General features: G+C 42.2%; 30 protein-coding genes. 24 read left to right on the top strand and 6 right to left on the bottom strand.

What is annotated here, in order from left to right; genetic code table 11:
• Positions 1-3: 3 nt before the first annotated feature.
• The gene (pabB, locus tag JSY38_RS02170) at positions 4-1,428 is read right to left on the bottom strand and encodes an aminodeoxychorismate synthase component I (RefSeq protein ID WP_205115032.1); all 1,425 of its coding nucleotides are present in this window, start codon (positions 1,426-1,428) and stop codon (positions 4-6) included.
• 173 nt (positions 1,429-1,601) lie between these two features.
• Here pabB and JSY38_RS02165 point away from each other — a divergent pair, with 173 nt between their 5' ends.
• The 5 genes from JSY38_RS02165 (at position 1,602) to JSY38_RS02145 (ending at position 4,882) form a co-directional block, all read left to right on the top strand.
• The gene (locus tag JSY38_RS02165) at positions 1,602-2,474 is read left to right on the top strand and encodes an alpha/beta fold hydrolase (protein WP_205115031.1); all 873 of its coding nucleotides are present in this window, start codon (positions 1,602-1,604) and stop codon (positions 2,472-2,474) included.
• 108 nt (positions 2,475-2,582) lie between these two features.
• A complete protein-coding gene (locus JSY38_RS02160) occupies positions 2,583-3,095 on the top strand; it encodes a GspH/FimT family pseudopilin (RefSeq protein WP_114410797.1) in 513 nt (170 codons plus the stop codon).
• A complete protein-coding gene (locus JSY38_RS02155; RefSeq protein WP_205115030.1) occupies positions 3,092-3,466 on the top strand; it encodes a type II secretion system protein in 375 nt (124 codons plus the stop codon). The genes JSY38_RS02160 and JSY38_RS02155 overlap by 4 nt, the downstream gene beginning before the upstream one ends.
• Positions 3,466-4,347 (top strand): type II secretion system protein, encoded by an 882-nt coding sequence (locus JSY38_RS02150; RefSeq protein ID WP_205115029.1) that lies wholly within the window; start codon positions 3,466-3,468, stop codon positions 4,345-4,347. Before JSY38_RS02155 ends, JSY38_RS02150 begins: the two co-directional genes overlap by 1 nt.
• A 79-nt stretch (positions 4,348-4,426) precedes the next feature.
• The gene (locus tag JSY38_RS02145) at positions 4,427-4,882 is read left to right on the top strand and encodes a hypothetical protein (RefSeq protein ID WP_205115028.1); all 456 of its coding nucleotides are present in this window, start codon (positions 4,427-4,429) and stop codon (positions 4,880-4,882) included.
• On the opposite strand, the gene JSY38_RS02140 is transcribed toward JSY38_RS02145, so the two are convergent.
• On the bottom strand, positions 4,866-5,126 hold the full coding sequence (locus JSY38_RS02140; RefSeq protein ID WP_205115027.1) for a PP0621 family protein: 261 nt from the start codon (positions 5,124-5,126) through the stop codon (positions 4,866-4,868). The genes JSY38_RS02145 and JSY38_RS02140 overlap by 17 nt on opposite strands.
• A gap of 73 nt (positions 5,127-5,199) precedes the next feature.
• Between JSY38_RS02140 and JSY38_RS02135 the strand changes: the two genes are divergently transcribed.
• The 3 genes from JSY38_RS02135 to JSY38_RS02125 all read left to right on the top strand — a co-directional run bounded on the left by JSY38_RS02135 (position 5,200) and on the right by JSY38_RS02125 (position 8,015).
• Positions 5,200-6,837 (top strand): NAD+ synthase, encoded by a 1,638-nt coding sequence (locus tag JSY38_RS02135; protein ID WP_205115025.1) that lies wholly within the window; start codon positions 5,200-5,202, stop codon positions 6,835-6,837.
• Between the two features lie 74 nt (positions 6,838-6,911).
• Positions 6,912-7,220 carry a hypothetical protein gene (locus JSY38_RS02130; protein ID WP_114410791.1) on the top strand — a complete coding sequence of 103 codons (309 nt, stop codon included), beginning with the start codon at positions 6,912-6,914 and terminating at the stop codon, positions 7,218-7,220.
• A gap of 15 nt (positions 7,221-7,235) precedes the next feature.
• On the top strand, positions 7,236-8,015 hold the full coding sequence (locus JSY38_RS02125; RefSeq protein ID WP_205115023.1) for a hypothetical protein: 780 nt from the start codon (positions 7,236-7,238) through the stop codon (positions 8,013-8,015).
• A gap of 31 nt (positions 8,016-8,046) precedes the next feature.
• Here the strand turns inward: JSY38_RS02125 and JSY38_RS02120 are convergent, their stop codons facing one another.
• Together JSY38_RS02120 and JSY38_RS02115 are read right to left on the bottom strand one after the other, a co-directional pair.
• Positions 8,047-8,562, bottom strand: a complete 516-nt coding sequence (locus tag JSY38_RS02120; protein ID WP_205115021.1) for a hypothetical protein — start codon at positions 8,560-8,562, stop codon at positions 8,047-8,049.
• Positions 8,563-8,616: 54 nt separating this feature from the next.
• Positions 8,617-9,216, bottom strand: coding sequence for a hypothetical protein (locus JSY38_RS02115; RefSeq protein WP_205115020.1), 600 nt, complete (start codon positions 9,214-9,216; stop codon positions 8,617-8,619).
• Between the two features lie 395 nt (positions 9,217-9,611).
• On the opposite strand from JSY38_RS02115, the gene JSY38_RS02110 reads away from it, so the two are divergent.
• The 15 genes from JSY38_RS02110 (at position 9,612) to JSY38_RS02040 (ending at position 23,514) form a co-directional block, all read left to right on the top strand.
• A complete protein-coding gene (locus tag JSY38_RS02110) occupies positions 9,612-10,973 on the top strand; it encodes an FAD-dependent oxidoreductase (RefSeq protein WP_239544191.1) in 1,362 nt (453 codons plus the stop codon).
• Between the two features lie 543 nt (positions 10,974-11,516).
• Positions 11,517-12,008, top strand: a complete 492-nt coding sequence (locus JSY38_RS02105) for a hypothetical protein (protein WP_205115018.1) — start codon at positions 11,517-11,519, stop codon at positions 12,006-12,008.
• Positions 12,009-12,132: 124 nt separating this feature from the next.
• The gene (locus tag JSY38_RS02100) at positions 12,133-12,363 is read left to right on the top strand and encodes a hypothetical protein (protein ID WP_114413307.1); all 231 of its coding nucleotides are present in this window, start codon (positions 12,133-12,135) and stop codon (positions 12,361-12,363) included.
• Positions 12,364-12,382: 19 nt separating this feature from the next.
• Positions 12,383-12,640: a hypothetical protein gene (locus JSY38_RS02095; RefSeq protein ID WP_239544172.1), complete on the top strand. Its 258-nt coding sequence runs from the start codon at positions 12,383-12,385 to the stop codon at positions 12,638-12,640.
• Positions 12,641-12,767: 127 nt separating this feature from the next.
• Positions 12,768-13,559, top strand: coding sequence for a hypothetical protein (locus JSY38_RS02090; RefSeq protein WP_147270566.1), 792 nt, complete (start codon positions 12,768-12,770; stop codon positions 13,557-13,559).
• A gap of 24 nt (positions 13,560-13,583) precedes the next feature.
• Positions 13,584-14,573 (top strand): hypothetical protein, encoded by a 990-nt coding sequence (locus tag JSY38_RS02085; RefSeq protein ID WP_205115017.1) that lies wholly within the window; start codon positions 13,584-13,586, stop codon positions 14,571-14,573.
• Between the two features lie 176 nt (positions 14,574-14,749).
• Positions 14,750-15,085, top strand: coding sequence for a hypothetical protein (locus JSY38_RS02080; RefSeq protein WP_114413303.1), 336 nt, complete (start codon positions 14,750-14,752; stop codon positions 15,083-15,085).
• A 249-nt stretch (positions 15,086-15,334) separates the two neighbouring features.
• The gene (locus JSY38_RS02075) at positions 15,335-15,904 is read left to right on the top strand and encodes a DJ-1/PfpI family protein (protein ID WP_205115016.1); all 570 of its coding nucleotides are present in this window, start codon (positions 15,335-15,337) and stop codon (positions 15,902-15,904) included.
• 160 nt (positions 15,905-16,064) lie between these two features.
• Complete coding sequence (locus tag JSY38_RS02070) at positions 16,065-16,424, top strand: ribbon-helix-helix domain-containing protein (RefSeq protein WP_205115015.1); 360 nt, start codon at positions 16,065-16,067, stop codon at positions 16,422-16,424.
• Between the two features lie 228 nt (positions 16,425-16,652).
• Complete coding sequence (rluF, locus tag JSY38_RS02065; protein WP_205115014.1) at positions 16,653-17,696, top strand: 23S rRNA pseudouridine(2604) synthase RluF; 1,044 nt, start codon at positions 16,653-16,655, stop codon at positions 17,694-17,696.
• Positions 17,697-18,265: 569 nt separating this feature from the next.
• Positions 18,266-19,267, top strand: coding sequence for a hypothetical protein (locus tag JSY38_RS02060; RefSeq protein ID WP_205115013.1), 1,002 nt, complete (start codon positions 18,266-18,268; stop codon positions 19,265-19,267).
• A gap of 2 nt (positions 19,268-19,269) precedes the next feature.
• Complete coding sequence (locus tag JSY38_RS02055) at positions 19,270-19,752, top strand: LEA/WHy family protein (protein ID WP_205115012.1); 483 nt, start codon at positions 19,270-19,272, stop codon at positions 19,750-19,752.
• Positions 19,753-19,972: 220 nt separating this feature from the next.
• Positions 19,973-21,250, top strand: a complete 1,278-nt coding sequence (locus tag JSY38_RS02050) for a paraquat-inducible protein A (RefSeq protein WP_205115011.1) — start codon at positions 19,973-19,975, stop codon at positions 21,248-21,250.
• Positions 21,247-22,893 carry an intermembrane transport protein PqiB gene (gene pqiB, locus JSY38_RS02045; RefSeq protein WP_205115009.1) on the top strand — a complete coding sequence of 549 codons (1,647 nt, stop codon included), beginning with the start codon at positions 21,247-21,249 and terminating at the stop codon, positions 22,891-22,893. Before JSY38_RS02050 ends, pqiB begins: the two co-directional genes overlap by 4 nt.
• A 15-nt stretch (positions 22,894-22,908) precedes the next feature.
• Positions 22,909-23,514, top strand: coding sequence for a PqiC family protein (locus JSY38_RS02040; RefSeq protein ID WP_205115008.1), 606 nt, complete (start codon positions 22,909-22,911; stop codon positions 23,512-23,514).
• Here the strand turns inward: JSY38_RS02040 and JSY38_RS02035 are convergent.
• Positions 23,490-24,353: an alpha/beta fold hydrolase gene (locus tag JSY38_RS02035; RefSeq protein WP_205115007.1), complete on the bottom strand. Its 864-nt coding sequence runs from the start codon at positions 24,351-24,353 to the stop codon at positions 23,490-23,492. The genes JSY38_RS02040 and JSY38_RS02035 overlap by 25 nt on opposite strands.
• 192 nt (positions 24,354-24,545) lie before the next feature.
• Complete coding sequence (locus tag JSY38_RS02030) at positions 24,546-25,832, bottom strand: cation:proton antiporter (RefSeq protein WP_114413293.1); 1,287 nt, start codon at positions 25,830-25,832, stop codon at positions 24,546-24,548.
• A 434-nt stretch (positions 25,833-26,266) separates the two neighbouring features.
• On the opposite strand from JSY38_RS02030, the gene JSY38_RS02025 reads away from it, so the two are divergent.
• Positions 26,267-26,527, top strand: a complete 261-nt coding sequence (locus JSY38_RS02025; RefSeq protein ID WP_205115006.1) for a hypothetical protein — start codon at positions 26,267-26,269, stop codon at positions 26,525-26,527.
• Positions 26,528-26,596 lie beyond the last annotated feature (69 nt).

Genomic DNA, 26,596 nt, shown 5'->3' with positions numbered 1-26,596 from the left:
GGCCTATTTCAAAAAGTCTTGTTCTAGAGTATGGGTTAATTTGCCTACTTTGGTAAAGGTTTCTTGATATTCTTCTTGGCATTTTGAATCAGCAACTAATCCGCCGCCTGCCCAACAATGTAAATTGCCATTGTCTGCTACCAAGGTGCGAATGGTTATACTGGAATCCATTTGACCGTTTGCACTGAAATAGGCGATAGAGCCGCAGTAGGCGGAACGCTCATCAGGTTCTAGTTCATCGATTATTTCCATAGAGCGAATTTTGGGTGCCCCAGTAATAGAACCACCGGGAAAACTCTGATGGAAAACACGAATTGCTTGGTCAGCTTGATCGATTCTACCTTCTACGGTGGAAACCAAGTGATGCACATTGGCGTAACTTTCTAAATCAAAAAGCTTAGGCACCTTGATACTACCCGTTAAACAAGTACGACCTAAGTCGTTGCGCAGCAAGTCGACAATCATCAGATTCTCGGCTCTGTCTTTCTCGGAAGCTAATAGCCAGGCTGCATTTGCTTTGTCTTCTTCAGGCGTTTTACCACGAGCGATTGTGCCTTTGATTGGCTTGGATTCGACTCTACCTTGATCACACAATAGGAAGCGTTCTGGAGAATGGCTCAAGATACTTTGCTCTGGCGAAAACTCCATATACGCCGAAAAAGGCGTAGGGCAAACCTCTCTTAATGTGTGGTATGCGGTGAAGGTGTCACCTTGATATTGTGCTGAAAACCGTTGTGCTAAGTTGACCTGATAACAATCCCCAGACTGAATGTAATCTTGCACCGCTGAAAATTTTTGCGCATATTCCGCTTCGGTCATATTAGAGGAAAAGGGCGTTTGTAGTGTAAAAGGTCGCGCTTCGTTTAGATCGTGTTTTACCAATACGTCATCGCATGCGCTGGTGAAGCGATTGATTAGATCGGCCACATCTTCAGAATGGCACCAAGGTGAGGTGATTAGCTGAGTTGTTTTTTCTTGATGATTGGTAACCACAGCCCAGCCGTAAAGCCCGATGCTTAGAGTATCTAGCTGGATGTCGTGTTTGACAGTATCGGGTAGTTGCTCAACAAAGTGGCCGCTTTCGTAGCCATAAAAGCCCAATAAACCGCCAATAAAGGGTAGGTCCTTTGGGGCAGACTGTGCCCACGGTTCTTGGCAAATTAAACTCATCAATTCGTTCAGTAAAGTCATCGGGTTGTCCGTATGACTTAGCTCGTAAAGTGGTTTATCGTACCAAGTGATAGCTTGGCTTTTTTGTGTAGGGTGAACCCGTGCGATAGGCTTGGCGACTAAAATATCGTAATTTGTATCAGGAAAATGTTCGTGGTTACTGTCGAGTAAAGCAGGGTAAGGTAAGTCTCGTACAGCAGAAAAGAAAGACAGTAACGACGCTTGATAAGGGAGATTTACCTGTTTGATTTCTGACATTTATTTTAATACCTAGTAATATGAGAACTGCGCTTATCAAAACTCAGTTAAAAATAGACTAGTCTTGATTTCGCTCGCAACCTCGCAACATAGTGTGCAAGGTCTCAATGTATTCGTTTTGCTAATCACAGCATTGTATTCTTTTAATAAGGCTCCTCACAGGTTAATTACAAGTGTCTGACATTTTTTTTCTTTCTTTACCCAATGCGCGTATCGCGTACCGCCTTTATGAGAATCCACAAGCAGAAAGCGACCGTGTGTGCCTGTTATTGCATGGTGCAGGAGTCGCAGGTGAAATTACCTTCTCGCCGATGATGCCATATTTCACCCAGTGGCGATGGATGCTGGTACCAGATCTAAAAGGCATGGGCGACTCCTTTCATCATCATGGCGAAGAGGGAGCTGTGTCGATTGCTGAGTTGACCGACGAAGTTGAAGCCTTATTATCCCATGTTGAATGGGACGATTTTGACGTGGTTGCTTATTCTCTAGGCGGTTTGGTGGCGTTGAATCTGAACTATCAACGCAGCGTACAAGGTAAAATGAACGCCAAAATGGCCTTGTTCGAGCCAGCCTCGTTGGATAGGGAAGATTTATCTACCCTGATGGATGTTCGCCAAAAGTATCGACATGCGTCGAAATTGATCCGTGATACGGGCGATGTGGAGTTGGGTGTAGCGAGTTTTATGGACGGCGTATCGCCTAATCGGCGTAAGCACCCAGTGGCTGAAGCCACGACGCAGTCACGCCTTGCTCATCGGCCGTTTGGCTTTGCGTATGCCTTGGATGCGGTGACAGACCAGGTAGAAATCATGGCGAATCAGCCGCATATTCGTCAGGCTATGATAGATTCTTCTGAGCAAGTCTTCTTGTTCTCGGGTGAATTAAGCCATGAAGCCTTGCGCCAACACTATGATCTGTTAAGTGAGAGGAACGCGGCTTGGCAGCATAAAACCATGAGCGCTTGTGACCATTCATTGCCTTTCCAAAAACCAAGGCAGCTAGCGAACCATATTAATAAATGGTTTGCTATCAAGGATAGATAATTAAGATTAAGTACGTGTGAGTCATTCATAATGATTGAAAAAGGGCAGGATGCCCGTTAGCTATTTAATCTCATGACAAGCAATGACTTGAAAACAAGGAGGTTTTCAATGAGCCGACAAAACGGTTTCTCTCTACTAGAACTGCTCTGCGTTCTGGTTATTTTAAGCATCTTGGCCCATGTGGGTTCAGTGCATTTTCTCAGTGTTAGTCAGCAAGCCCAAGATCAAAACACGCTCAAGACAGAGATGAAACGTCTAGCTGAGGCACTTATTCAAGCTCGTCAATTGGCTGTTTCAAGTGGCCAAACCAGCTATGTCTGTGGCGGTGTCAAATGTGTTGGTGGCTGGTCTATGGGTTTTTTGCTCTATCAAATTGAATCCAGAAGTGGCGAAAAGCATGAGTTTAGGCAAATTACTTTTGATCATTCCGTCACTGTGTTTTGGCATGGCTTTCCGATTAGAAAACAACAAATAGAGTTCCAGTCTAATGGCTTGTCTGGCTATCAGAACGGCACTTTTTCTTTTTGCCTAGGAGCTTGGCAAGCAGACTTGGTGTTAAACCAAAGCGGACGATTTTATCTATCTGATCCACAAAAAATGACTGCAGGGCAGTGCGGATGAATCAATCTGGCATAACTTATAAAACACATCTTAGACAAAAGCAAAGAGGCTGGATCATGCTTGAAGTGATTCTCTGTTTGGCGCTATTTTCTGTTGTGCTGTATGTTGCACAACGCCAAAACGCAGCACAATGGCAATCTACTCAGCAGGCTAATGAACAGCTCAAACACACCGAAAATGAACAAAAACAAGCGTCCATGGCGCAGTTGACTGGTTCGGTTAACTGGCTCGGAAATATACAAAAACCTCTCAATCAAACTTACCCAGATTGCCAGCGATGTTCAGGAAGCGATTTAAAGCGTTGGTTTCAGGCTTCATTACACCACTTGCCAGAATCGGCTGTTATCACTTCAAAACAAGAGGGTGAATAATGAATCTGCGAAGTCACTTGAAAGGCAGTTTGTTGGTCGAGTTGCTAGTGGTGTGCGCTTTAATCGCCTTGTTTTTACCTCTCTTAGTTACCGCCATTGCTCGAATGCAAGAACGTCAACTATTGGCGCAAACCTATCAAGATCAGCACATCATAAAAGCGGCCATTGATGCCAATATTAAAGCGCAATGGTCGCGGCTGTTGTCTGCTAGTTGCCGCATGGATGAGGCGTTATTTTTAACAATTGGATCGGGGGCTTTGCCTCCTCTTCGCTTAGCATCACGTGAGGTGAGTAAGGATTCAGATTGGTTGAAAGGCGTGGATTATGGCTTGTGCCGACGTTCGATAACACTTGATGAAAACCCCATAGAAACGGCGATGGACTGTCACTGGAAAGCGGGAGACAGGGTCACATTTTCATCTTGTGAATCTTATTATCATGGTCAGGTTTTAAATGTGACTACGAGAAAAAGTGTTATCGATTTTGGCGTGGATGTCACTCTAGGTCAGTCTGGCATCATCGAAAGCCAAGATGGTTTTTATTGGTATGTTTCAACAGGGAAGGACGGCTTAAACGCACTATGGCGTACACCAGAGGAAAGTGGCAATTCGTTAGAGTTGTGGAATGGGGTTGAGCGGATTGCGATATATCCTCTAGTGGATAACAGCAGCAATGGTTTTGTGGATACGTTAGAAACTCGCTATGGGAACTTTTCGCTAACAAGCATAAAAGGTTTGTGGGTGGAATATCTTTACCAATTAAGTGATTGCAAGCAGGCAGGTAAAATGGAATTTCAACAGCCATATCAGTCTTTGAGAGGCGAAACCTGGCGTTATTTTTCTCCTTGTCAGGGAGTGGGTAATCAAATAATAGTGCTTTAATTTTTTTGCTTTTAGTTACTCTCTAAAAGGTGAGTAGGTAAACATACGGCTAGAGATTTGAGTGCGGGGAGCTTAGAAAATGGACTTTTCTTTGTTAAGAAGCCAGCGAGGATGGGTGTCGTTGCCCATTATAGCGTTACTATTAATGGTTGCGACAGTGTCTGTGCATTACCAAGAGAGGGTGCAGGCTTCATACCAGTGGCGTGGACAGTTGAATGAAGTGGAAGTTAATCAGCAAATCTGGAAAGACTTCCAACAGACGTGGATTGTGTCTCCAAATTTTACTTCGGCAAAGGCAAGTAGCTGTTTCGGTTTTTGTGAGCTGAAAAACAATAGTTTGGAAAGTACTTGGTATAACAAAGAGGGTTTGTCTCTTGGTTATCGCTGGGAGAGCTACCAATCTTTACCGGATGAATCTGATCATAGTCAGGTTTTTCATCGACTCTGCGCCACACAAAACCAGCAACGATATCGCTGCTGGTGGTGGCGAGAGAAAAGGCAAGTTTCAAGTGGCTGGGTTAGTGCTTCTGATTGAAGGCTTTTAAATGTTCCGCACTGCAAAATGGACGTGCTTCTTGGTCATGAATAGCATGAGAGCGAGGCGTGAATGTTTGGCATTCTTCACAACGAACCATGCTTTCTTGAGACTCGTCTTTTTTAGATGAATCTTTTGTTTTGGTTTCCTGCGGCGATTGGCCGCGTTTAAAAATGATAAATTGGCGATATAACCACCAACCAATAAAGAAAATAGCAACAAAAACGATCAAACGTACGATCATATACTTTACCTAGCTTAGGTTATTCCAGACAATAACGGGCATATTCTAACAGAGTTCACGAGATAGCAACTGTATGACATTACGAATTGCAATGGCCCAGCTGGATATGCTGGTCGGCGACATTACAAAAAACACACAATCTGTCATCGAAGCGGCGAACAAAGCCCGTGATGAAGAGCGCGCAGATGTGGTGGTTTTCCCAGAATTGACTTTAACTGGTTACCCACCAGAAGACTTACTGCTACGTTCCAGTTTGGATCAGCGTATCGAATCTGCCTTGGCAAAGTTATTAGCCGAGATTCGCGATATCTATGTGGTCATTGGTTATCCTCGTCGAATCGATGGTGAACTGTTTAACTGCGCTGGCGTGATTTATCAAGGTGACTTGTTAGTGGAATACGCCAAGCAGAAACTGCCTAACTTCCTCGTATTTGATGACAAGCGTTACTTCAGCGAAGGCCGCGAAGCGGGCCTTGTGGATATCAAAGGTGTTACTGTTGGCTTAAGTATCTGCGAAGATATTTGGCATCCTGAGCCTATTGCTCAAGCCAAAGCGGCCGGGGCAGAACTGATTCTTAACTTGAACGCCTCGCCTTACCACATTGAAAAAATGGGCGAGCGCGAAGAATTGCTTCACCAGCGTGCCACTGAATCGACATTACCCATTGTCTATGTGAACTACATGGGTGCACAGGACGAATTGGTCTACGAAGGCGGCTCGTTTGTGGTTAACGCCAAAGGCGAGAAAATTATGCAAGCGCCTTGGTTTGAAGCCGGTCTGTACTGTATCGACATGATCGTCGATGAAAGCCAACCTAACAAAGTTGAGCCAGTCGCTGGCGTTATCGCGCCAACATTGGACGTTGAAGCCAGCGTTTACCAAGCCATGGTGCTTGGCTTGCGTGACTACATCACCAAGAACCGTTTTAAAGGCATTGTGCTGGGTTTGAGTGGCGGTATCGACTCGGCCTTGTCTCTCGCTGTTGCTGTTGATGCCATCGGCGCAGACCGTGTTCAAGCCATCATGATGCCTTACACTTACACCTCGTCTATCAGCTTGCACGACGCCGAAGAAGAAGCCAATTTGTTAGGCGTGAAATACAGCGTTTTACCCATTGAATCCATGGTTTCCGCCTTCACCGACGTGTTAGCGCCAGAATTCGAAGGCTATGGCAAAGACACCACAGAAGAAAACCTTCAAGCCCGTACTCGTGGCGTGACCCTAATGGCGATTTCTAACAAGAAAGGCTACATGGTGCTAACCACAGGCAACAAGAGCGAAATGGCCGTAGGCTACGCCACATTGTATGGCGACATGGTTGGTGGTTATTCCGTTTTAAAAGACGTCTTCAAAACGCTCGTTTTCAAACTTTGCCGATACCGTAATACCTTGGGCTACGTGATTCCTGAACGCGTCATCACGCGTCCACCTTCCGCGGAACTGGCGCCAGACCAAAAAGACGAAGACTCCTTACCAAGCTACGACATCCTCGATGAGATCTTACGCATGTACATCGAAGAAGATCAAAGTGCAGACGCTATCCTAGCGACCAAGAAATTCGACCGCGACACAGTGTATCGCGTACTTCGTCTTGTTGACGTCAACGAATACAAGCGTCGCCAAGCCCCAACCGGTGTTCGTATTACCGCTCGCGGCTTTGGACGAGATCGTCGTTACCCGATTACCAATGGTTGGCATATCGGGGAGTAGGTATCTATACTAAAAACGTGATCCAAATTTGATTTTTAGGTTAAGCTTTTTTTGCGCTATATTGAGTGATTAAGATGATGGATGAACGCATTTCAAAATATATTAAATACGGTGCGTTGATCGCGGTATTTATATTAATAAGCGCGTGTACTCCTGTTGGTGGTAGCTGCCAATACTTGGATAGTGCAGAAATTGTTCAACTTAGAAAACTTGCTAATCCTGCAGAGGTGCAAACCGAAAATGGTGAGGTGTTCGAAATTGATCCAGCGCGGCTAGTGCCCACCGCACAAGTAGGGCAATATTTTCAGCTTAAACTACGCCGGATTACGAATGGTAGCTGTACGCCAATAGTGATAAGTAGTTTGAGACCTTATGATAGTTAAAGAGGGCTTCCGGCTTTGACCTTGCATCATACAGCGAAAAGTAAATTGGTGAAGCCGCGGAAAACTCTCTTTTTTGGGACTATTCTGTTGGTAATATTCTTGGGTGGTTGCGTCCCGACAATTAGTGAGCGTTACAATGGCCCTGAGGTTAGTGGCCGTATTGTTCGTTTGTCAGATTTAATGCCTGTAGCCAATGCTAAAATTTCCTATGGTGATACTCAGTCTCCTTCAGAAGACAATAATGTAGCTTTGTCTAATAAGGCTGGATACTTTGTGTTGCAGCCTAATACCTATTTAAAGCCAGAAATTCTGATGCCTGCAAATATGGCAAAAACAACAACAATTCATGTGTATTCGAGTTTGTCTATGCAGGCAAATTATGTTGTTAGCGGGTTCCAAGACGGTTTTTATACACAAATGGATATTGGTAGCCTTATAGTGGATGATAACTCTGATGAGTGGTCAACCCCGTTTTCTTCCGGTGGCATTGATCTAGCGGTTTTAAGAGGGGGAGGGGCTTTTGACGGTATGTTTTCAGGCTGCGATAAAGAGAATGGTTATAGTGCAATGCAGCTTTTAAATATCAGCCGTAAACTTACTCAAGTTAAAACAACGGGCTCACTAATAAGTTTAGAGTCAAAACGGAGCTACCTAAAAGAAAGTCTTGGTCAAACTCAGCTGATGTGGGAACATTTTATCTACCAATGCAATGATCAGAAACCAAACCAACACTTGAGAGATTTGTATTTACAAGTTGTACAGGAGCTGGAAAGCATGAAAGTAACAATTGATTGATGGAAAAACGTGTGTTTAGTGACTGTATTATTTAAGCACAACCTTCAATCCACATTGCAGCAGGTAATAATCCAGCTTTAATGATATCTACCTTACCATCCACATAATCAATTATGATAGCTCGTGTTTTAGCATTGTTGTACCAACGAAAGTAAAAACCATACTCATATTCGTGTTCTTCGATGTCTATATCTTGGCGATCCATGTTCAACTTATTAAATGGTTTCCCATTAGTGATTACTTCATAAAAAGGGTTGTTGCTGTTAATAAACCCAAAATCTGATGTTTCAATTCGCTGAATAACATCATCAATAATCATCACTGAAACGGTAGGGTATTGATCAAACACTATATAGTGACACCCTTCAATTTTTTGACTTATAGCCTTATACGTTAACTGAGACGACGACAGCTCCGTGCCAAAATAAATATCACCAAAACGTTGGTGATCTAACCCAGTGGCAAGTGTAGCGTTAACGAAAGGCAGTAAAATAAAAAAAATAATGGTTTTTTGATTGAACATAATCTTTTTAACCGTGCTATACATTTTAAAAAAATCCAGAAACGATCGCTTTTAGTACTCTAGCTGACACTGTTTATTTTAATTGGTATAACATGTTTTGTGCAGTTGTCTAAACATATTTGCGAGTTCTTCTCTTACATTACTCTCTTCTATAAACAACCTTTGGAGTTCTTTTATTTCATCTTCAGGACGAGCTATGGCAGTAACGCCTGGAGTGCTACCGTCAATTTTGATACTGTCACGATATATAGATGGCTTTGACCATCCTATTCCTTTTTCAAAATCAAACGATATTGAATACTCCTTCCCATTATCGGTGTATATAGTGGAGCCTAGCAGGCATCGATTGCCATACCCATGTGAGGGCCTTTCGCCTACAACAATAACATCACTAATTTCTTCATCTAGTTGGATTTTTTTAATTTTAGACATGATTTTATTGAAAATAAGTTCATTGTAACTATCAACAAGTTTGTTGTGTCTATTAGATAAAGAATTGTATTTATCTAATAGTGATTCGTAATCATTTGATAAAGACTGGGAATCATTTAATAGAGAGTTATATTCATTTGATAGAGAGTTGTAATCGTCTATTAAATGATTGTATTCATAGTTAGAAACTTCTGATAAAGCATTAAAAGATAAAATTATTGAAGTGCTTAGAATTATTTTTTTCATTACCGATCCTTTTTGTAGATTGATAGGAAATGCTAGATAGATAAATCTCTAGTTTGTATTTTAAAGCCTTCTGTTGAGGTAATAAAATAATATTTCATTCAGTGCTGCTAATGGATAGTGTTATCTAAAATCTATGGATAATTTCAACGTAAGATTAGTATAGTGTAAAGACGTACGAAAATCTTCCCTAAACAAAGCATAAATCCGCCTAAAAAATAAATTGAAAGTCTACATTTCAACATTTTTGATTCATAATGCTGTATTAAAGAGTTTACAATGTCGAATTGGGTTGGGGGGTTAATAACCTTGTGGTAAACGAAATCAATGGATGTTGTTGGACGGTATGTCCAGAATGTCAGGGGCGTGGCAAGAAAAGCCGAAGACTACGAAAAAAAGTGCGTTTAACTTACCAGAAGGAATGGGATGCCTTTGTTAAAAACAATGGTGAAGGCGTAGAACCTATTCGTCCCAAAGGACATCTTGAATCTTGTTCACCATGCTCTGGTGCAGGTGTCATACCGTCTGATGAGTTCCCACCTGTAGACACAGAAAACTATCCTAATATCGCCATCATTGGCGGTGGGATTGGTGGCGTTGCTTTGGCTGTCGCCTGCTTGCATAGAGGAATTCCTTTCACATTATACGAACGCGACAGTAGCTTTAATGAGCGCTCCCAAGGTTATGGTCTAACCCTGCAACAGGCGAGTAAGGCAATTGAAGGCTTGGGGATTTTTGCCTTAAAAGAAGGTGTTATTTCCACTCGTCATCTTGTTCACACTACACAAGGTAAAGTGGTTGCTGAATGGGGCATGAGAAAATGGCTGGCATTGTCTGAACAGTCAAGTGCGGTAAAACGCACCAATGTCCATATCGCTCGCCAATCACTGCGTTTAGCCTTACTCGATCAACTCGGTGAAAGTAGTGCAGTGCAGTGGAATCATCAGCTAATTGAATTTACAGAGACGGATGATGTGGTTGACCTAACCTTTCAAGTGGGTGATGAGCTGAAACACTGCAAAGCGGATCTGATTGTTGGTGCCGACGGTATTCGCAGCGCTGTACGTAAGCAATTGATCGGCGATGAAGCTAGTCCACTGCGCTATCTTGGTTGTATCGTGATTCTAGGTATTTGCCCATTGAGTGATCTTGATAGTATTGAAAGCGACTTATTGGATTCCGCGACCGTTTTTCAAACCGCCAACGGTAACGAACGAATCTACATTATGCCTTATGCCGCAGATTCTGTGATGTGGCAGTTGAGCTTTCCTATGTCAGAAGATGATGCCAAGGAATTAAACGCCCAAGGGCCACAAGCCCTTAAAGAAGAAGCCTGCCGAAGGACTCAATGGCACGACCCCATTCCTCAGATTTTATCCGCCACCAAAGCTTCTATGGTGTCCGGTTATCCTGTGTATGATCGCGACTTACTAACATCCGAGGATTTAGCCAAAGGCGGAAAAGCCACCTTGATTGGTGATGCCGCTCACCCAATGAGCCCATTCAAAGGCCAAGGCGCGAACCAAGCCTTATTAGACGCACTGGTCTTGGCAAGAGAAATTACCAAAGGATGCTGGGCTTTGTCTGGTTGGCGCGAGAAAGGCATACGAGAAAGCGTGCTAACAGCATACGAAGCCGAAATGTTAGAGCGCAGTGCCGTAAAAGTGAAAGACTCCGCTGCTGCTGCCGAATTTCTGCACTCTGAAATGGTATTGCATGAAAGCGATGAACCGCGAGGGCGGTACCTTAAGAAAGACTAAACTCTTTCGCTCAGCAAAAAGCTGAATGGGTAACTTTTTTCCGTTGCTTAAACGCCATAGGGGCGCGCAACTTCGTCGCGTCGAACTGACTTCATCATAAAGGCCGATTATCGTAGGGCGGATGAGGGAGGTACGACCGCTTTCTGTAATATAAGAGCGCCGGTGAAAGTGAAGTTTTCACATGTAGGTCGCGCCTTTAGGCCGACAATCAGCTGATTATGACTGTATATACAGTCTATTTTTGAAATAAAAGCATCTTTGCGCGTTTAGCCATTTTAAATAAATCAATAGTGCGCGCTTTGTACTAGCAGGAATAAAGAAAGTCTCCTAATATCAATGAATAAGGATTCACAGAGCAGAAATAACGCGCTGTGGATAAATGGAATAACGCGCATGCTCGTTTTTCCTCTTTTGATTTTTGTGGATACCAATTAAAAAGTATTATTCTTCAGAAAGTTAAAAGGATTTTTGAGTGAAATTAAAAAGGTGTAAACGCGCATGCGCACTATTAAAATGTTAGGCAAAATCAAAAAGGAGATGATAATGAACATGAAAGTAGCAACACTATTTTTATCAGTGTTAATAAGTTCCAAGGTTTATGCTGAATATCCACAAATATATGTTCATGGTGTACCTCTAAGTTGTACGGCATCTAATGGCCAGACCGTACTTTTCTACGATCACCCAGGTGCTGCACAAGCGGCGAAACAGTTGGGGGGTGCAAGAGCAGACTTTACTCCACAATATGGTTTTACAATTGCACTTGATCCACAGTTAATGAATAGCTTGCCATTCTTGGGAGCAATATTTGTCGTTTACCACGAATGCGCTCATGTGGCATTACCCATGGGTGTCGGTTTAATGTCTCCGTCTCAAGAAAGAAACGCTGATTGCTACGCTATTCAGGCAATGAGAGATCATGGATTTATAAAATCGTGGGATGATTTTAATCAAGCAATGTCAGCAGTCATCGTTAGTGGCGGCGCTCATTTTATGAGCCAAAAGCGAATAAATGCCATTGCTCAGTGCTTATAACTCGTTGCCTAACAAGTCAATCAACTTCGCGCCTACGGCGCCGGACGCAGCAAAGCTGCGCCGGTTATTGAGGCGTTAAGCAGAGTTTGGAGTCAGATGAAAAATAGCAAAAAAAGAGTATCTCATGAACATTCAAGATGAATTTAAATTTCTTGTTTCAGAGTTGTTGGCTGTTCCAGATGAGGTAAGAGAAACGGAAATTTTGGAAAGACTTGATTATCTATCTCCTGACCCAGAATACACCGACTACATATATCATTCAGATGAATTTGTTAATGAGGATGGTAACTTTGATTTGGAGCGATATACCATCAAAGTTTTCAGTTACAAACCAACAGAATTTGGGGGCAGATGAAAATGGCACTTAATCTTTATTGATCCCAAAAAACTACGCCAACCCAACCACCGCCCAACAAGCCTGCCAAGACGACCTCATCAAAAGCCAACGCCAAGGCTCCAGCGTCACACTCGACTTACCAGGCAACCCCAAACTCGTCGCAGAAGGCATCCTCACCCTAAACGACACCTTCCCACCGGAAATGAAAGGCAACTGGAGCATAGACAAAGTCACCGTACGAGGCGACAACAAAGTAGAGTATCGGTGTATGGCTGTTGCAACTGAAGTGGTTTGAGATTAATTTAACTCTGCCCCTAATTATTTTTTAAACGGATTTTAAACAGTTGGCTGTTTTCACTTCGTTCAACATTATAGCCAACAATTTAAAACCGCTTAATGCGGCGTTAGCACTCGGATAGAGCATGGAATATATGTCTACTTTATTTATATCTATTTTAAGCGGTCTTATAGGCGCATCAATAGCTGCTTACTTTAATTATCGGATCAGGTTGTCGCTAATAGAAAAGGATAAGAAAGATCAGGAGCAGAAGCTGGCCTACGTTTATGTGGTTCAACTTAGCCAGTACCCTGCAATTCAAATATGGATACGTAGCTTTTTAGAAAAAGCTCTGGAACAACTAGATGAGCCGCTGCCAGAGGGTGAATTTGAAATCGAGCATGCTGCATCAGTATATTTAGAGGATGCACTCAAAAATATTGACGAAGAGTTTTTTGAGCATGTCGAATCTATTGAAAAACTAATTGATCAAATGATGGATGGTTTTTCAAACACGTATCTGTCTAATGAAGATCAGGCAAAATTACCCAAAAATACTGTAATGCACTATCAGCGCTACGAGCATTATCTTAAATCAACAGTCGCCTCCTTTAAGATGTTCAAGGTTGCGCTGGCTAATAAAAAGCTTTTCAAACTTATTGATGCCAAGCAAATTAACTCTTTAATTGAAAACGTTAAGTCTCTATTTGATTCTGCTGGCTTACTAAGAGCGGCCATGGCAGAGTACGGAGGTGTTGGTAGTAATATGTCCCAATATCTTCTCGAGCAACAATATGAGTTTTTTAGGGTAAGTGTTGGTAAAAGTTTTGAGCATGACCAAAAACTGGCAAAGGCACGAGCTCACCTTGAAGAACATGGGGAGTTAAGTGCTAACAAATCAAGCAAGAAGGACACCGTTACCGGTGCCTCTTCTTGAGGCGTTCAAACTCTAAGGGTTATCGTGTGTAATTTAAAATATTTATGGCTAATCACAATTATTAGCTATTCCGGCCTGAGTCACAGTCAGACTAATCTTCAGTTTTTATCTCAAAAGGAAGCCAAGGAAATTCTGACAGCTGAAGATGATTTTATATCTAGACTTAGCATTTTTGATATGTCTTCAAGAATGAAAACGGATCAAGATGTAAGTAAGGAAGAATTCCTAAAATTTGTCTCAGATAGCGCGCTTAATTGGCGCGACAATGAAACCCTAAGAGTTACACAAGCATTCAGAGGTATCACTAATCAACTTGAAAGGCTGAATGTTGAATTGCCCGCTGTAATTCAAGTAATACTTACCTCTGGAAAGGAAGAAGGAAATGCTGCTTATACTCGAGGAAACGCAATAATATTACAGCGTGAAAAGCTGTGGTCAGAAATAGAGCTGACAAGGCTCATGGCACATGAGATATTTCACATATATACTCGTAATAATCCCTCTCAAAAAGATGCTCTTTATAGGGTGATTGGATTTTATTCAATACCAGAGGTTGAATTTCCTCTTGGTTTAAAAGATCGTAAGATTACGAATCCTGATGCTCCATTAAATAACTACGCAATAAAGGTTACCATCCACAATTCTCAAATGTGGGTTGCTCCAATTTTATTCTCTTCAACACCTCGATACATGACAGATAAGGGAGGTGAATTCTTTAACTACCTCGTATTGAAATTGCTAGTTTTGAAAGATGATAAAGGCATCGATGTCTACTCCCCTAACAATCCAAGGATTGTAGGCCTTTTAGAGGTCAAAGGGTATTTCGAGCAAGTCGGGAAGAACACAAATTACATTATCCATCCCGAGGAAATACTGGCAGACAATTTTGCATTAATGGTTTTAGATACACCAGATATTCCATCACCTGAAATAATCAATCAAATCCGCAAAGTTTTGGAGCGATCGAATTTGAACAAGTCAATGCAATCGACCGCTAAAGCGGCGCTTGATTGAAGCGTTGACCCTCTCATTGAGTGCTGATGTTAAGAACAATAGTTCAATTATTATCGTTAGCGGCTCATGGAAATGAATATCTATTGGATCGCCTTGATTAGAGCTATTACCCAGATAGCTCAACCTTTAAGTATAGCCTCAGTTCTGGCTACTCAACTTAGCATTAGGCGTTTTTAATGTTGAATCTTACTAAAGGAAGTAAAGCTGTCGTTGTATTAGCAGTACTTTCTATAGTGTTGTTTTTATACATGCTTTATTTTCGTGCTTTTATATACGCAGACATGTATATCGCGCCAGGCGAACCGTACGGGATATCAGACATCATTGAGCTTTTGCTTGGCGCTGTGTTTATTCTGCTATCACTTGTTTCGGTGGTTGTCTCTTTGGTGCTATTTATTCGTGGCGCAACACAATCCAAAGTTTGGGCAGTCGGTCTAGTTGTCACTCATGCAATTATGTATTTATCGTTTGTTTCAATGCATGCTCTGGCAGCAAGTTATGGTTCAGCGTAAGAAGATTAGCCAGCCTTACCTCAACAAAAAATGAGCGTCTCGCTTCGTTCTGTGTCGGCCTAAAGGCGCGAATTACAAAATGAAAGCTTCGCTTTCAGTGTCAGATTACGCCTCGTTCCTCGTCTCATCAGACCTAGGTTTTTTGGTTCCAAAAGCGGAAGGAACTTAATGTAATAACCCTTTAATACCTTTTTTCTTTCTCTAGCTGTTACAACATAGGACGTTTTAAACAAAACAGGAGAAGGTGTCATGTCGAATAAAAAAATCTTAATGATCACGGGTGATTTCACGGAAGATTACGAAACTATGGTGCCGTTTCAGGCGTTGATGAGTGTCGGTCATACGGTGCATGCTGTGTGTCCAGATAAGAAGTCTGGCGATACGGTGGCGACGGCGATTCATGATTTTGAAGGTGATCAAACGTACACGGAAAAACCGGGGCACCGATTTGCGTTGAATGCGACTTTTGCCGATATCAAGGTAGAAGATTATGATGCTTTGGTGATTCCTGGTGGCCGAGCGCCTGAGTATCTTCGTTTGAATAAAGCTGTGGTTGCTATGGTTAAGCATTTCTTTGATAGCAATAAGCCGGTGGCGGCGGTGTGTCATGGTGCGCAGTTGTTGGCTGCGGCGGGTGTGTTGGAAGGCAGGAAGTGTTCTGCTTATCCTGCGTGTCAGCCTGAGGTGGAGCTTGCGAAAGGGGAGTTTATGGATATTCCCGTGGATCAAGCGGTGACCGATGGTAATTTGGTAACAGCACCAGCGTGGCCTGCCCATCCTGCTTGGCTTGCTCAGTTTTATGTTTTGCTAGATAAATAACAAGCTGAGAGTTGATGAGTACATTGGGACGGATTTGATTTTGTCATGAGGCAGTAAAAGTTAAATTCGTCCGACTATTTTTCCTTTTCATCAGCTAGACTGTTTGCATTGAGTTATTTCATTCCAATAATAAAAAACGTCATTCAATAGGAAAAATACAATGTGTAAGCTCTTCGTGAATTCAGATCCTAGTCTATGGGAAAATGTCACTCGTTCTTTGCGTATTGATGGCATGGTCACCAGTATTCGATTGGAAAGTTTCTTTTGGTTTACGCTGGAAGAAATTGCGCAGCGCGACAAGTTGTCTTTGGCGCAGATGATCGCCAAGCTGAATCATGAAGCCTTGGATGCAGGCCATAATTTGGATAATTTCACGTCTTTTCTCCGAGTGTGTGCGATGCGTTATCTGCATTTGCAGACCATCGGTATGTTGCCTAATTCCCATGAAGTGAGCATCGCGTCTCTTAATACAGATCGTATTCTTGAGCAGGAAAAGTATTATTTAGAAACGCATCAGTAGTCCTCTCTGTTGCGTGACTTTGGTTTTCTCCTGGAGTTTCAGCGCTGTGACAAATCCCGTTTCTAGTAATCGCCCAAAATTCATTCCTTATAATATAAGGCGTTTGTATGCAGCACTAAAATGCCTGTCGTATTTCCTATATAATGTGCGCCATCTCGTTGTTGACGATTCATTCAGTTTAGGCTTTTCATTGTTAGGAAGGCTTTTTATTAGGTAAAACGGCACTTTATGTTTAATGCTTCTTCTACTCGTTTAAATAAATACATCAGCGAAAGTGGTATCTGCTCTCGAAGGGACGCTGACCGCTTTATTGAACAAGGTAATGTGTTCATCAATGGCAAGCGTGCTTCGGTGGGCGATCAAGTGGTTGCTGGCGATACGGTGCGAGTGAATGGGCAAATTATCGAGCCGCAAGATGCGGATGATTTTGTTTTTATTGTGTTGAATAAGCCTGTTGGCATTGTGAGTACCACGGAAAGCTCCGAGAAAAATAACATTGTCGATTTTGTTAGCCATGGGGTGCGTATTTTCCCTATCGGTCGTTTGGATAAAGATTCTCAGGGGTTGATCTTTTTGACCAATAATGGCGATCTGGTCAACAAGGTATTGCGTGCCGGGAATAACCACGAGAAAGAATATCTAGTGACGGTGAATAAGCCGATTACAGATGACTTTATTGCGGGGTTGGCAGGTGGTGTGCCGATATTAGGGACGATGACGAAGAAGTGTCCGGTAAAAAAGGTCACTGCGAATGTGTTTAACATCACTCTAGTACAAGGCTTGAACCGTCAAATTCGTCGTATGTGTGAGCATTTTGGCTACGAAGTCATGAAGCTTGAACGCACGCGAATTATGAATGTCAGTCTAAAAGGTGTTCCAGTTGGTGAGTGGCGAGATTTAACACAGAAAGAACTGTCTGTGTTGCTGAAGTCGATTGAAGATTCTTCTTCCGAAGCCAGTGCCCCAGCGAAGAAGTCTCGCAATGCGCCGCGTAAAAATACGCGTTCTGATGGTGCGTCAAAACCGAAAGCTTCAACAAAACCAGGCGCGGCGACGAAAGGTAATACTAAGCACCCTAAAGATGATTCTAGAAAGCCGGCGGGTTCGAAAGGAAAAGATCGTCGTCCTTTTGGTGATGGTAAGAAGCCCGCGGGTAATGGTGCTGGTGGAGGTAAACGTCCGACAGGTAAACCAAGTGGGGCACCAAAAGGTAACGGTAAGCCAGTTCCTAAAGGTAAACGTCCTGTAAAAGGTCGAGGCACTCGTCCATAGCGGTTTGTTGTTAATGGTAATAAAAAGCCCTAATGATGAGTTAGGGCTTAGATGGCTCGAATGTGGTACCACCATGAGATTTAGTGGCTAGCAGGCGAGGTTATTTTCCTAATATAGTGTTGGTGGTCGACTTTTTAGACACCTTCGCTGCTTTCTTTTCTTTTGCTGTTAAAAGCGGTTTCTTCTTTGAATCTTTCTTACTGTTTTGACCCTTACTCATGATATTCACCATTAGTCATAACTGTATAACCTTCGTAGGCTCTTGCCTAGGTTAGGGCTGTTGCCACGCACGGTTGGTATAGACGCCGTGAAAGAGATTACGTAGCTTGCTGAGTATGTTCCTATTGTTGGGCAAGTAAAGCGCTATTTTCATTAGGTCAGTAAGATTATGCTTTTAGGTAAACTTTGTGGAAGGCGTTGTCTAAAGCTGCTTAATCGATGCAAAGTAGTGTGCTGGGCTTGAATCTTGATTCATAATGGTGCCTTTATATGGGATTAGGTTGTTTAAAAGCCAACCAGTCGTGATGGCCTGATTTCAATGTCATAGTGAATACGAATTAAGGATAGTTATGTACACAGACGAAGATTTAAATTTAGCCGTGAAGAAGGGCGTCTTTTCAGCACATTCAGTAGAGGAGTTCCGTCAGCTTGTATCGTCTTCGCATGGCTCATCGTCGGTAGATGAAGAGAACTTCCGCTTGGTAGGTGGATTTAACGATATTTTTATCGTGATTGCTTGTGCTTTGCTGTTGTTTTCATCGCTTTGGGTGTTGATGTCCATTAATGAAAGCTTGGCGTATTTTGTGTTTGCTGCCTTGTCTTGGGGGCTAGCTGAAGTCTTTGTGAAGCGTCGAAAAATGGCGCTACCTGCGATTGTGTTGCTACTGACTTTTGTTGGTGGAGCGTTTAATTTTGCAGGGTCTTTATTAGGTGATCAGTCTAGCTATGCGGTGATTTTTTCGACCGCAGTGTCTACGTTGGCAGCTTATCTTCATTGGCGTCGTTTTAAGGTGCCTATTACAGTCGCTGTTGGTACAGGAACGGCCTTGGCGTTATTGGGTTCCAGTGTGATGAGCTTTTTCCCTCAAAGCGCAGGGTTTCTGCTGGCAACTTTGTTTTTGTGTGGGTGTGTGGCGTTTGCTTTAGCTATGTATTGGGATGCTGGAGATACCAGCCGAACTACACGTAAGTCGGATGTGGCTTTTTGGTTGCATTTACTAGCGGCCCCATTAATTATTCATCCTATTTTTTCAAATTTGGGCATCTTAGATGGCAATGAAAGTTTGAGCAATATGCTGCTGATTGTTCTTTTGTACTTGTTGATGACGGTGGTGTCTATCTCGATTGACCGTCGCGCTTTTATGGTATCGTCGCTGGTCTATGTGATTTACGCTTTGGTTAGCTTGTTTGATCATTATGGTGGTGTGGGTTATAGCTTTGCAGTGACAGGAGTTGTGGTAGGAGCATCTTTACTGCTGTTGTCTTTTTATTGGCATACTGCTCGATCTGTTTTTGTGCAAAGACTGCCTGAACGTATACAAGTCTACCTTCCAGTGATTAAGAAGGCATAGATATGTTTTTTCGTTTTATAGGTATTGCGCTGATTGTATTGTTGTCTGGCTGTAGCGCCTTAAAGGATACGATGGATGTTCGTAAACCAACAGCATCGGTAACGGGTGTTTCGGTGAAAAGTGTGTCGACAAAATCCATGACATTGCTGGTGGAGGTTAAAGTAAATAACCCTAATTCTTTTGACCTTAAAACGGCGGGTGTCGATTTGGATTTATTGCTAAATGAACACAAAGTCGTGAAGATAAATCAGCCTGATGTGAATTTATCTTTGCCTGCCGAAGGCAGCAATAGTATGCGCCTTCCTGTGACATTGATGTTTGATCAAATTCTCGAAAGTGTTGGGGGATTGCCTGATAAAAATGGCCTGAAATATGTTGTGAAAGGGGCTGTGGTGATCAATTTGCCTGTGCTGGGGGACTTTGATGTACCTGTTGATTATTCCGGTGCTCTATCGATGCCTAAAAAGCTAGATATGTTTTTTTAGCTTTGTTTCTAATAAGGAATGTTGCGAACTCGCACTTTGCTTTATAACGAACGTTAACTTATGAAGTTAAGCCGATCATATTCACAATATGCAGTAATGGTAAGTGTAGCGGTTTACTATTTGCTAAAAATATCTTAGATAGCTTGATTATTGTCATAGACCTCGTGTTAGATAGGTCTGTGGCTTTCAGTTAAAGAGGTGTTTAGATCGTGGTTTTATTATGAGTAATTTGCTATTTGATGAAACTATCACGATTTGTGATGAATGCGATTTTGTTAATCGTATCCCGCCACTACAAGCTGGTGAACGCTACCGCTGTCAGCATTGTAACCATGTTTTAGTCAGTGCCCATAAACTTGTATCAGCAAGAATTATGGGGGCTGGTTTATCTTCTTTATTGATGCTTGCGTTAGCTATGAGCTTTCCCTTTTTAGGTTTCTCTACTAATGGCATCGAACGAAGTGTTTCTTTATTTACTACTCTCCATTTGTTGCTGAGTCAGGGTTACTTAGTGCTAGGTGCAATTATCAGTCTCACCTTGTTTGTATTTCCAATTATTTATTTGTTGTCTGTATTATTTTTAGTTTGGTCTTTTCGTCAACCGCAGGAGCATAAATTGCGAGTTATTCAACGTCATAGCCTGCGTTGGGTGACGGTGATTCAGCCTTGGTTGATGGTCGATGTCTTTCTTGTTGGTGTGTTAGTGGCGTTGGTGAAAATGAGCAGCTTGGCCGATATTTCTTTTGAACTGTCGTTTTGGGCTTTTTGTGGCTACGTAGTATTGTTGCTTAAAACAGTCGTTTTAGTCGATAAGCGTTGGCTTTGGAATCAAATTTCTAGCAAGTCAGCCAATTTTACTGTGCTTGAGGTAACGGCTAAGCGGCAGGGATTGCTTGGTTGTCATTTTTGTGGCGCAACCCAAGCTATTCATACCAAGCACTGTGATCGTTGTGGCCATTCTGTTTATAGCCGACGACCAAGAAGTATAAGCACTACGGCCGCGTTACTCGTTGCTTCTTTGGTTATGTATATTCCTGCTAATGTGTTTCCTATCATGCAAACTACATTTTTGGGTACTACGGACCCTTCCACCATTATGGGAGGTGTATTATTGCTTTGGTCGTTAGGTTCCTATCCTGTCGCGCTGATTATCTTGATCGCGAGTGTGGTGATACCGCTTGCAAAAGTATTGGCTTTGACTTGGTTATGCTGGCAGGCTTATTTTCCGAGCAATCAGCAGACAGGACAAAAAATTAAACTATATCGTATTACTGAGTTTGTTGGACGTTGGTCGATGATTGATGTGTTTGTTGTGGCTATTTTGACCAGTTTGGTACAAATGGGAAATTTTATGTCAATTTTACCTGGGCCTGCAGTCTTGTCATTTACCGCTGTTATTGTATTGACCATGCTGGCAGCCATGACCTTTGATCCAAGGTTGTTATGGGACAAAGAGGGTGGATCTAGTGTTTCTGCTTTGGAAAGGGGTAAAGAGTGAGTGATCCGAACAAGCAAGTCGAAAATATGCGACAAGTCCGATTCAATTCAATATGGCTAGTACCTTTGATTGCCTTAATAGTAGCTGGCTGGATGTTGTATGAAAATTGGGCTAGCAAAGGCCCTGTTATTACTTTGATAGCGTCTAATGCAGACGGACTTGAGGTGGGTAAAACCAAACTTAAATCGCGTAATGTAGATGTGGGAAGGGTTATTGGTATTCGTCTTAGTGATGATTTTGAAAAAGCAATTATTAAGGTACGAATGCAGCATGGTACAGAGCAGATGCTTCGCGACGATGCTAGGTTTTGGGTGGTTAAACCTAGAATTGGTAAAGAAGGAGTGAGTGGCTTAGGAACGTTATTATCAGGTGCCTATATTGACATGACACCAGGCGCCAAGGGCCGATTACAGACAGATTTTACACTGCTAAGTCAGCCACCTCTTTCAACTGAAAATGAAGGGGTTCGTCTTGTTTTGTCCAGTATGGATGGTGCCAAACTTGATGTTGGTGCCTCTGTGCATTTTCGAGGCTACGAAGTTGGCTATGTTGAGAAAGTTGGCTTCGATACTGACAAAGGCGCTATAACTTATCATGTGGTGATCCGCTCACCTTATGATGCTTTGGTGAATAGTGAGTCGCAGTTTTGGTTGACTCCTGGCCTGTCATTTAAAAGTTCTGCGAGCGGTTTTGAAGTGCGTCTTGATTCTCTAGAAACCTTTTTTGCTGGTGGTATTTCGTTTGGTCTCCCTACAGGGCGTACGGCAGGTCTGCCTGTATCGGATATGACTTCTTTTCGCTTGTACTCGTCGAGAGATAGTGCCACAAACAACATGTACAGCGAATTTATAAATTACGTGTTTATGTTTGATAGCAACGTGAGTGGGCTTACGCCAGGCGCTGCTGTGGAATTTCGAGGAGTAAGAATTGGTACTGTTTTAGAGGTGCCGTTTAGTGGTATTCCAATGCAAACTCTAACAGGACTAGATACGCCTTTGATTCCTGTTCGGGCTCGTATTGAACCACAACGTTTAAATTCTTTGAATCCTGAAGATGGCATGTCCTTAGCTGAATGGCATGCTTATATAGAAGAAAGGATTGATAATGGTTTGCGAGCATCGCTGAAAATTGGCAACTATTTAAACGCTGCCAAAGTGATTAATATCGATTATGTTGGTAACCCTCCTCCTGTGAAGTGGAAAGAGTTTGCTGGTTTTAAAGTCTTTCCAACAGCTCCTGATGCCTTTGCTAATATAGAAAGCAAGGTGGGTAGTATTTTAGATAACTTGTCTCAAGTGCCTTTAAATAGTACGTTGGAGCAGGTTTCTGAAACAATGAATGAGGCAAGTGAAACCTTACGTCAGTTGCAACTTGTTAGTAAAAGCGTAACGCAGTTGCTCAATTCGCCAGATACTCAGCAGCTACCCGCCGAGTTGGCAGCGACGATAAATGAGTTGAATTTGACATTAGAAACGTATCAAGCGAATGGCCAAATAGGACGTCCGTTAAGAGAAAATATGGTGTCTTTGGGGCGTGCATTAAATGAATTACAGCCTTTACTTCGTCAACTGAGGGAAAAACCAAGTACCCTAATTTTTGACAGTAAGCCACGTAGTGATGTGCAGCCTAAAGCCGCGAAATAGTACAAGGAAAGAACAATGGTAAAGGTAGGTTTTCGGGTAATCTTGTTGTTGATAGTGAGTTGGGCTGCTGTTGGTTGCTCAACAACGGCAGTGCAAAGCAGTGAATATTTATTAATGGACACAGGGTTGAAAGATGTACATGCCCTTTCGACAAACAGTACTTCGGTACAGTTAATGCCGGTGGTTGTGGCGAATTATTTAGCAAGTAACGAAATAGTACTAGTGACGAATAATGGGGCTGTACATCGTTCTCAAAGCAATTTATGGGCAGAGACGTTATCACCACAGCTCACTCGTTTAACACAGCAGCGTTTAGAAAAGACGTTGCCAGATATTACTTGGTTTGGTGGTCAGAGATTACCTTCTTATGCTATTGCATTGCTGAATATCGAAGTGGATGATTTTTACGCGGATTTAGATGGTATTGTGCATATTTCTGGGCGTTGGCAGATTATCTCGGCGACAGGTGAGCTCTCTGCATCTAATACTTTTTATGTAAAAAGAGAGTTAAAAGCAGATGGCTACTCGACCATGGTGCGAACCTTATCCGCTAGTTGGTTTAATCAAGTGATTGATCCTATGGCAAAAGAGATTGCTCAGTCGTTTGCTATAAAAGATTGAATGTTATTAAAAACATGCATAGGGTGAGTCATATGAAGGCAATGGCCATTTGCTTCGATTATTTTTAGCTCTGAACTTTGTAATTTTTGTTGTGTGTATTTTCCCACAGAGACGTCAACTAATGAATCATTTGAACTTTGTAATAATAAACAGGGATGGGTTATTTGAGGCAATAACTCTCGGTAGTCAGAGAGAAATGTCGCTTGGGCAAATGGCTTAGAGTAGATGACATCAGTCGAGCAGAAACTAGTCAGTAGCTCATTTATTAAACTGTCGTTTTCATCTGCGTTTGCTTCAATCTGCGATAAATTATTTCCGACTACCATGGGGGCTAAATAATTTCCCCAACCAATATAATCTTTGTCCATTAGCTGAATTAAACCGTCAAGATCACTTCGCTCAAAGCCACCTTGATATTCTTGATCACAATTTATAAAGCAGGGCGAAGGGCAGACGGAGATCATATGGGAGAATAGTTCGGGGCGCTGATCTGCGACAATCCAGCCAATAGTGCTGCTGATTGAGTGACCAACAAAGACGATATCTTGCATATTTAAGTCATCACAAATTTCGATAATGTCTAAGGCATAGCCTTCTAAATGTTGATAGCGACTTTCTTGATAGGCTGAGAAGTCGGAGTTTCCGCAGCCGACATAGTCAAACATAACAACCTGAAAATGCTTTTCAAGCTGTGGCACCATAAAGCGCCACATATTTTGGTTACAGCCGAAACCGTGAGCAAGCAGAATGGTTTGAGTGCCTTTGCCTGATATATTTACATTATTGCGCTTGGTGATATCTGTTGATTGATTAGGTTTGCTTTGCAGCGTTTGTGTCACGGTTGCGCTCTCTCGTGCTAAGTGAATTCTGGGCGTCTGTTCCTATAAAAGTATTTTATGATGTTAGCGTTATTATTTTACTGATCTATGGCAAGTTTTGTGAAGTGAGTGAAAAATGAAGCTGATTAATCTTGTCACAAAAAAGGCCAACTTGCTGTTGGCCCTTTTTATGATCTAAATCTAGCGTTGAATTTATTTCGATTTTTCTTTCGCAGCTTGAATGCTTTTCTGAATCAACGGGGATATGGTCAAACCTTGTATGATAATGGAAAAAATAACCACTACATAGGTGATAATAACCATGATGTCGTGTAGGTCTAAACCTTCAATCATCATTTGATTTTTAGGAATGGCTGCCGCCATAGCCAACGCCAACCCACCGCGTAAGCCACCCCATGTAAGGATTTTTACCGAGTGCTTATCGTACTCACGGAATCTTTTGAATAATAAGTAAGGGCTGCCAACACTAATAAAACGCGCCAACAACACAATAGGTACCATAACTAAGCCAAGACCGATGATCTGCCATGTTAGAGGGATGGTAACAATCAGCATGCCGATAATTAGGAAGAGTAAGGCGTTTAAGAAGCTGTCTGTCGCATGCCAAAAATCTTTTACATAACGTGTTCCATCAGGCCCGCGTCTTTTTGATGCCGTTGCTCGCGTAATGTTACCTAGAAGTATACCGCTGGTAACCATCGCGAGCGCACCTGAGATTTCCCAGATATTTGCTAGTGCAAAACCAGCGGAAGGGATGGTCAACGTCACTAGTAAGCGAGTATTGATGTCTTTACAGTTGATGATGACAAAGTGACCAACTAGAGCAATAACAAGACCAAATACGATTCCACCAATAGCGTCGACTAAAAAGAGCTCTGCTACTTCGGCAAAATTTGCTTCTGTACCATAAAATGCGACAGCAAAAATGGTCGTAAAAATAACCAAGCCTACACCATCATTAAACAAGGATTCACCTTCGACTTGGATCGAAATACCTTGTGGTGCGCTCATTTGCTTTATGATTGCTAGTACTGCAATCGGGTCAGTAGGACTGATTAAGGCGCCAAATAATAAGCAATAAATGAAAGGGATAGGGAAGCTGAATAGTGAAAATGCAAAGTAGCTTAAGTAACCAACGATAAAGGTAGAAACTAAGGTAGAAAAAAGCACCAGTATGGTGATTTCCCAGCGTTGCCTTTTTAATGCATTTAGGTCAATTTCTAATGCGCCAGCAAATAATAAAAAACCTAACATGCCTTTTAACAAAAGCTGATTAAAGTCTATACCGGAAACAACTTGTGTAATGAAAAGTGCGGTTTCGTCGCCAAGCATTTTAACAGCAAGAATCAGAAGTAATGAAATTACGACAGATCCAGTTGTGATGGCGATCGTAGTTTGCATTTTTAGTATGTATTGATTGGTAAAAGCGATGAAAACCGCTAATGCCGAAAGAAAACAGATGAGATACCAAGCGTTCATTCGAGAACCTTAACATTTATCAGTAAGAGTGAGAGTTATAAAAGGGTGCATGGGGGATGCTGGGACAGTATGTTATCCCTAGAATTTGCCTCTGTCACTGCTTCACTGTACAAAAAACAGCCCTTAAGTGCAGTTTTTTTTAAAAAACAAGAAAGTTTCTTTCATAAGAGGGTCTTTTTTCGCTCTTTTGGTTTTTTATGTAGGAAAATTACAACCATTTAGCGTATTGCTGTGCATTTTTCGAATAGGCTGAGCGAAAAAATTATTCACCTTTTTTGTTTATCTCTTTTATTCTGTTGTGATGGATAACAGTTATTAATAAAAACAAAACAAGGAAGTCGATAATGCGCTAATTTTTATACAAACCTAGTTTACTTGCCTTCACCATTGGTAGTTGTGTTGCTTATAGTGGTCTAGCGAATGCTGCTACTGCAGTGTCAATTCCACAATTGAGTGAGGCAAAACCTTCTGCCTTAGCCAAGAGTTGTAAGGGATTTTCATCTCTATTAACGGCAAACAATACCGTGATTGACTCAGTTGAAACCGTGGCTAAAGGAATGCTTAAACTAGGTGTTAATGAGGTTGAAGGGCATTGTTTAGTAAGGCATGAGCGAATTGGCGTCGCAACCTATGATGGCAAAGGTGATGTAGAAAGTGCGAAGAGCTTTGCTTGTGAGGTTCCTCAAAGCATGTAATGTTTTGATTGCTATAGAGAGGCTTGCCTATGAAAGTGAGTAAGCCTTTTTACTGCCTCCAATTTTTAA

Source organism: Marinomonas foliarum (assembly GCF_016906065.1).
GTDB classification, from domain to species: domain Bacteria; phylum Pseudomonadota; class Gammaproteobacteria; order Pseudomonadales; family Marinomonadaceae; genus Marinomonas; species Marinomonas foliarum.
Note: the sequence above shows the minus strand (reverse complement) of the source record. Positions and strands in the feature narration are given on the sequence as shown.

What these genes read in the sequence shown, in the direction of transcription:
- JSY38_RS02150 (WP_205115029.1), top strand. Translation starts at nt 3,466, where the DNA reads ATGAATCTGCGAAGTCACTTGAAAGGCAGTTTGTTGGTCGAGTTGCTA.
- JSY38_RS02135 (WP_205115025.1), top strand. Translation starts at nt 5,200, where the DNA reads ATGACATTACGAATTGCAATGGCCCAGCTGGATATGCTGGTCGGCGAC.
- JSY38_RS02060 (WP_205115013.1), top strand. Translation starts at nt 18,266, where the DNA reads ATGTACACAGACGAAGATTTAAATTTAGCCGTGAAGAAGGGCGTCTTT.
- JSY38_RS02055 (WP_205115012.1), top strand. Translation starts at nt 19,270, where the DNA reads ATGTTTTTTCGTTTTATAGGTATTGCGCTGATTGTATTGTTGTCTGGC.
- JSY38_RS02155 (WP_205115030.1), top strand. Translation starts at nt 3,092, where the DNA reads ATGAATCAATCTGGCATAACTTATAAAACACATCTTAGACAAAAGCAA.
- JSY38_RS02070 (WP_205115015.1), top strand. Translation starts at nt 16,065, where the DNA reads ATGTGTAAGCTCTTCGTGAATTCAGATCCTAGTCTATGGGAAAATGTC.
- JSY38_RS02030 (WP_114413293.1), bottom strand. Translation starts at nt 25,832, where the DNA reads ATGAACGCTTGGTATCTCATCTGTTTTCTTTCGGCATTAGCGGTTTTC.
- JSY38_RS02040 (WP_205115008.1), top strand. Translation starts at nt 22,909, where the DNA reads ATGGTAAAGGTAGGTTTTCGGGTAATCTTGTTGTTGATAGTGAGTTGG.
- JSY38_RS02105 (WP_205115018.1), top strand. Translation starts at nt 11,517, where the DNA reads ATGAACATGAAAGTAGCAACACTATTTTTATCAGTGTTAATAAGTTCC.
- JSY38_RS02050 (WP_205115011.1), top strand. Translation starts at nt 19,973, where the DNA reads ATGAGTAATTTGCTATTTGATGAAACTATCACGATTTGTGATGAATGC.
- pabB (WP_205115032.1), bottom strand. Translation starts at nt 1,428, where the DNA reads ATGTCAGAAATCAAACAGGTAAATCTCCCTTATCAAGCGTCGTTACTG.
- JSY38_RS02090 (WP_147270566.1), top strand. Translation starts at nt 12,768, where the DNA reads ATGGAATATATGTCTACTTTATTTATATCTATTTTAAGCGGTCTTATA.
- JSY38_RS02120 (WP_205115021.1), bottom strand. Translation starts at nt 8,562, where the DNA reads ATGTATAGCACGGTTAAAAAGATTATGTTCAATCAAAAAACCATTATT.
- JSY38_RS02130 (WP_114410791.1), top strand. Translation starts at nt 6,912, where the DNA reads ATGATGGATGAACGCATTTCAAAATATATTAAATACGGTGCGTTGATC.
- rluF (WP_205115014.1), top strand. Translation starts at nt 16,653, where the DNA reads ATGTTTAATGCTTCTTCTACTCGTTTAAATAAATACATCAGCGAAAGT.
- JSY38_RS02100 (WP_114413307.1), top strand. Translation starts at nt 12,133, where the DNA reads ATGAACATTCAAGATGAATTTAAATTTCTTGTTTCAGAGTTGTTGGCT.
- JSY38_RS02145 (WP_205115028.1), top strand. Translation starts at nt 4,427, where the DNA reads ATGGACTTTTCTTTGTTAAGAAGCCAGCGAGGATGGGTGTCGTTGCCC.
- JSY38_RS02080 (WP_114413303.1), top strand. Translation starts at nt 14,750, where the DNA reads ATGTTGAATCTTACTAAAGGAAGTAAAGCTGTCGTTGTATTAGCAGTA.
- JSY38_RS02140 (WP_205115027.1), bottom strand. Translation starts at nt 5,126, where the DNA reads ATGATCGTACGTTTGATCGTTTTTGTTGCTATTTTCTTTATTGGTTGG.
- JSY38_RS02075 (WP_205115016.1), top strand. Translation starts at nt 15,335, where the DNA reads ATGTCGAATAAAAAAATCTTAATGATCACGGGTGATTTCACGGAAGAT.
- JSY38_RS02160 (WP_114410797.1), top strand. Translation starts at nt 2,583, where the DNA reads ATGAGCCGACAAAACGGTTTCTCTCTACTAGAACTGCTCTGCGTTCTG.
- JSY38_RS02115 (WP_205115020.1), bottom strand. Translation starts at nt 9,216, where the DNA reads ATGAAAAAAATAATTCTAAGCACTTCAATAATTTTATCTTTTAATGCT.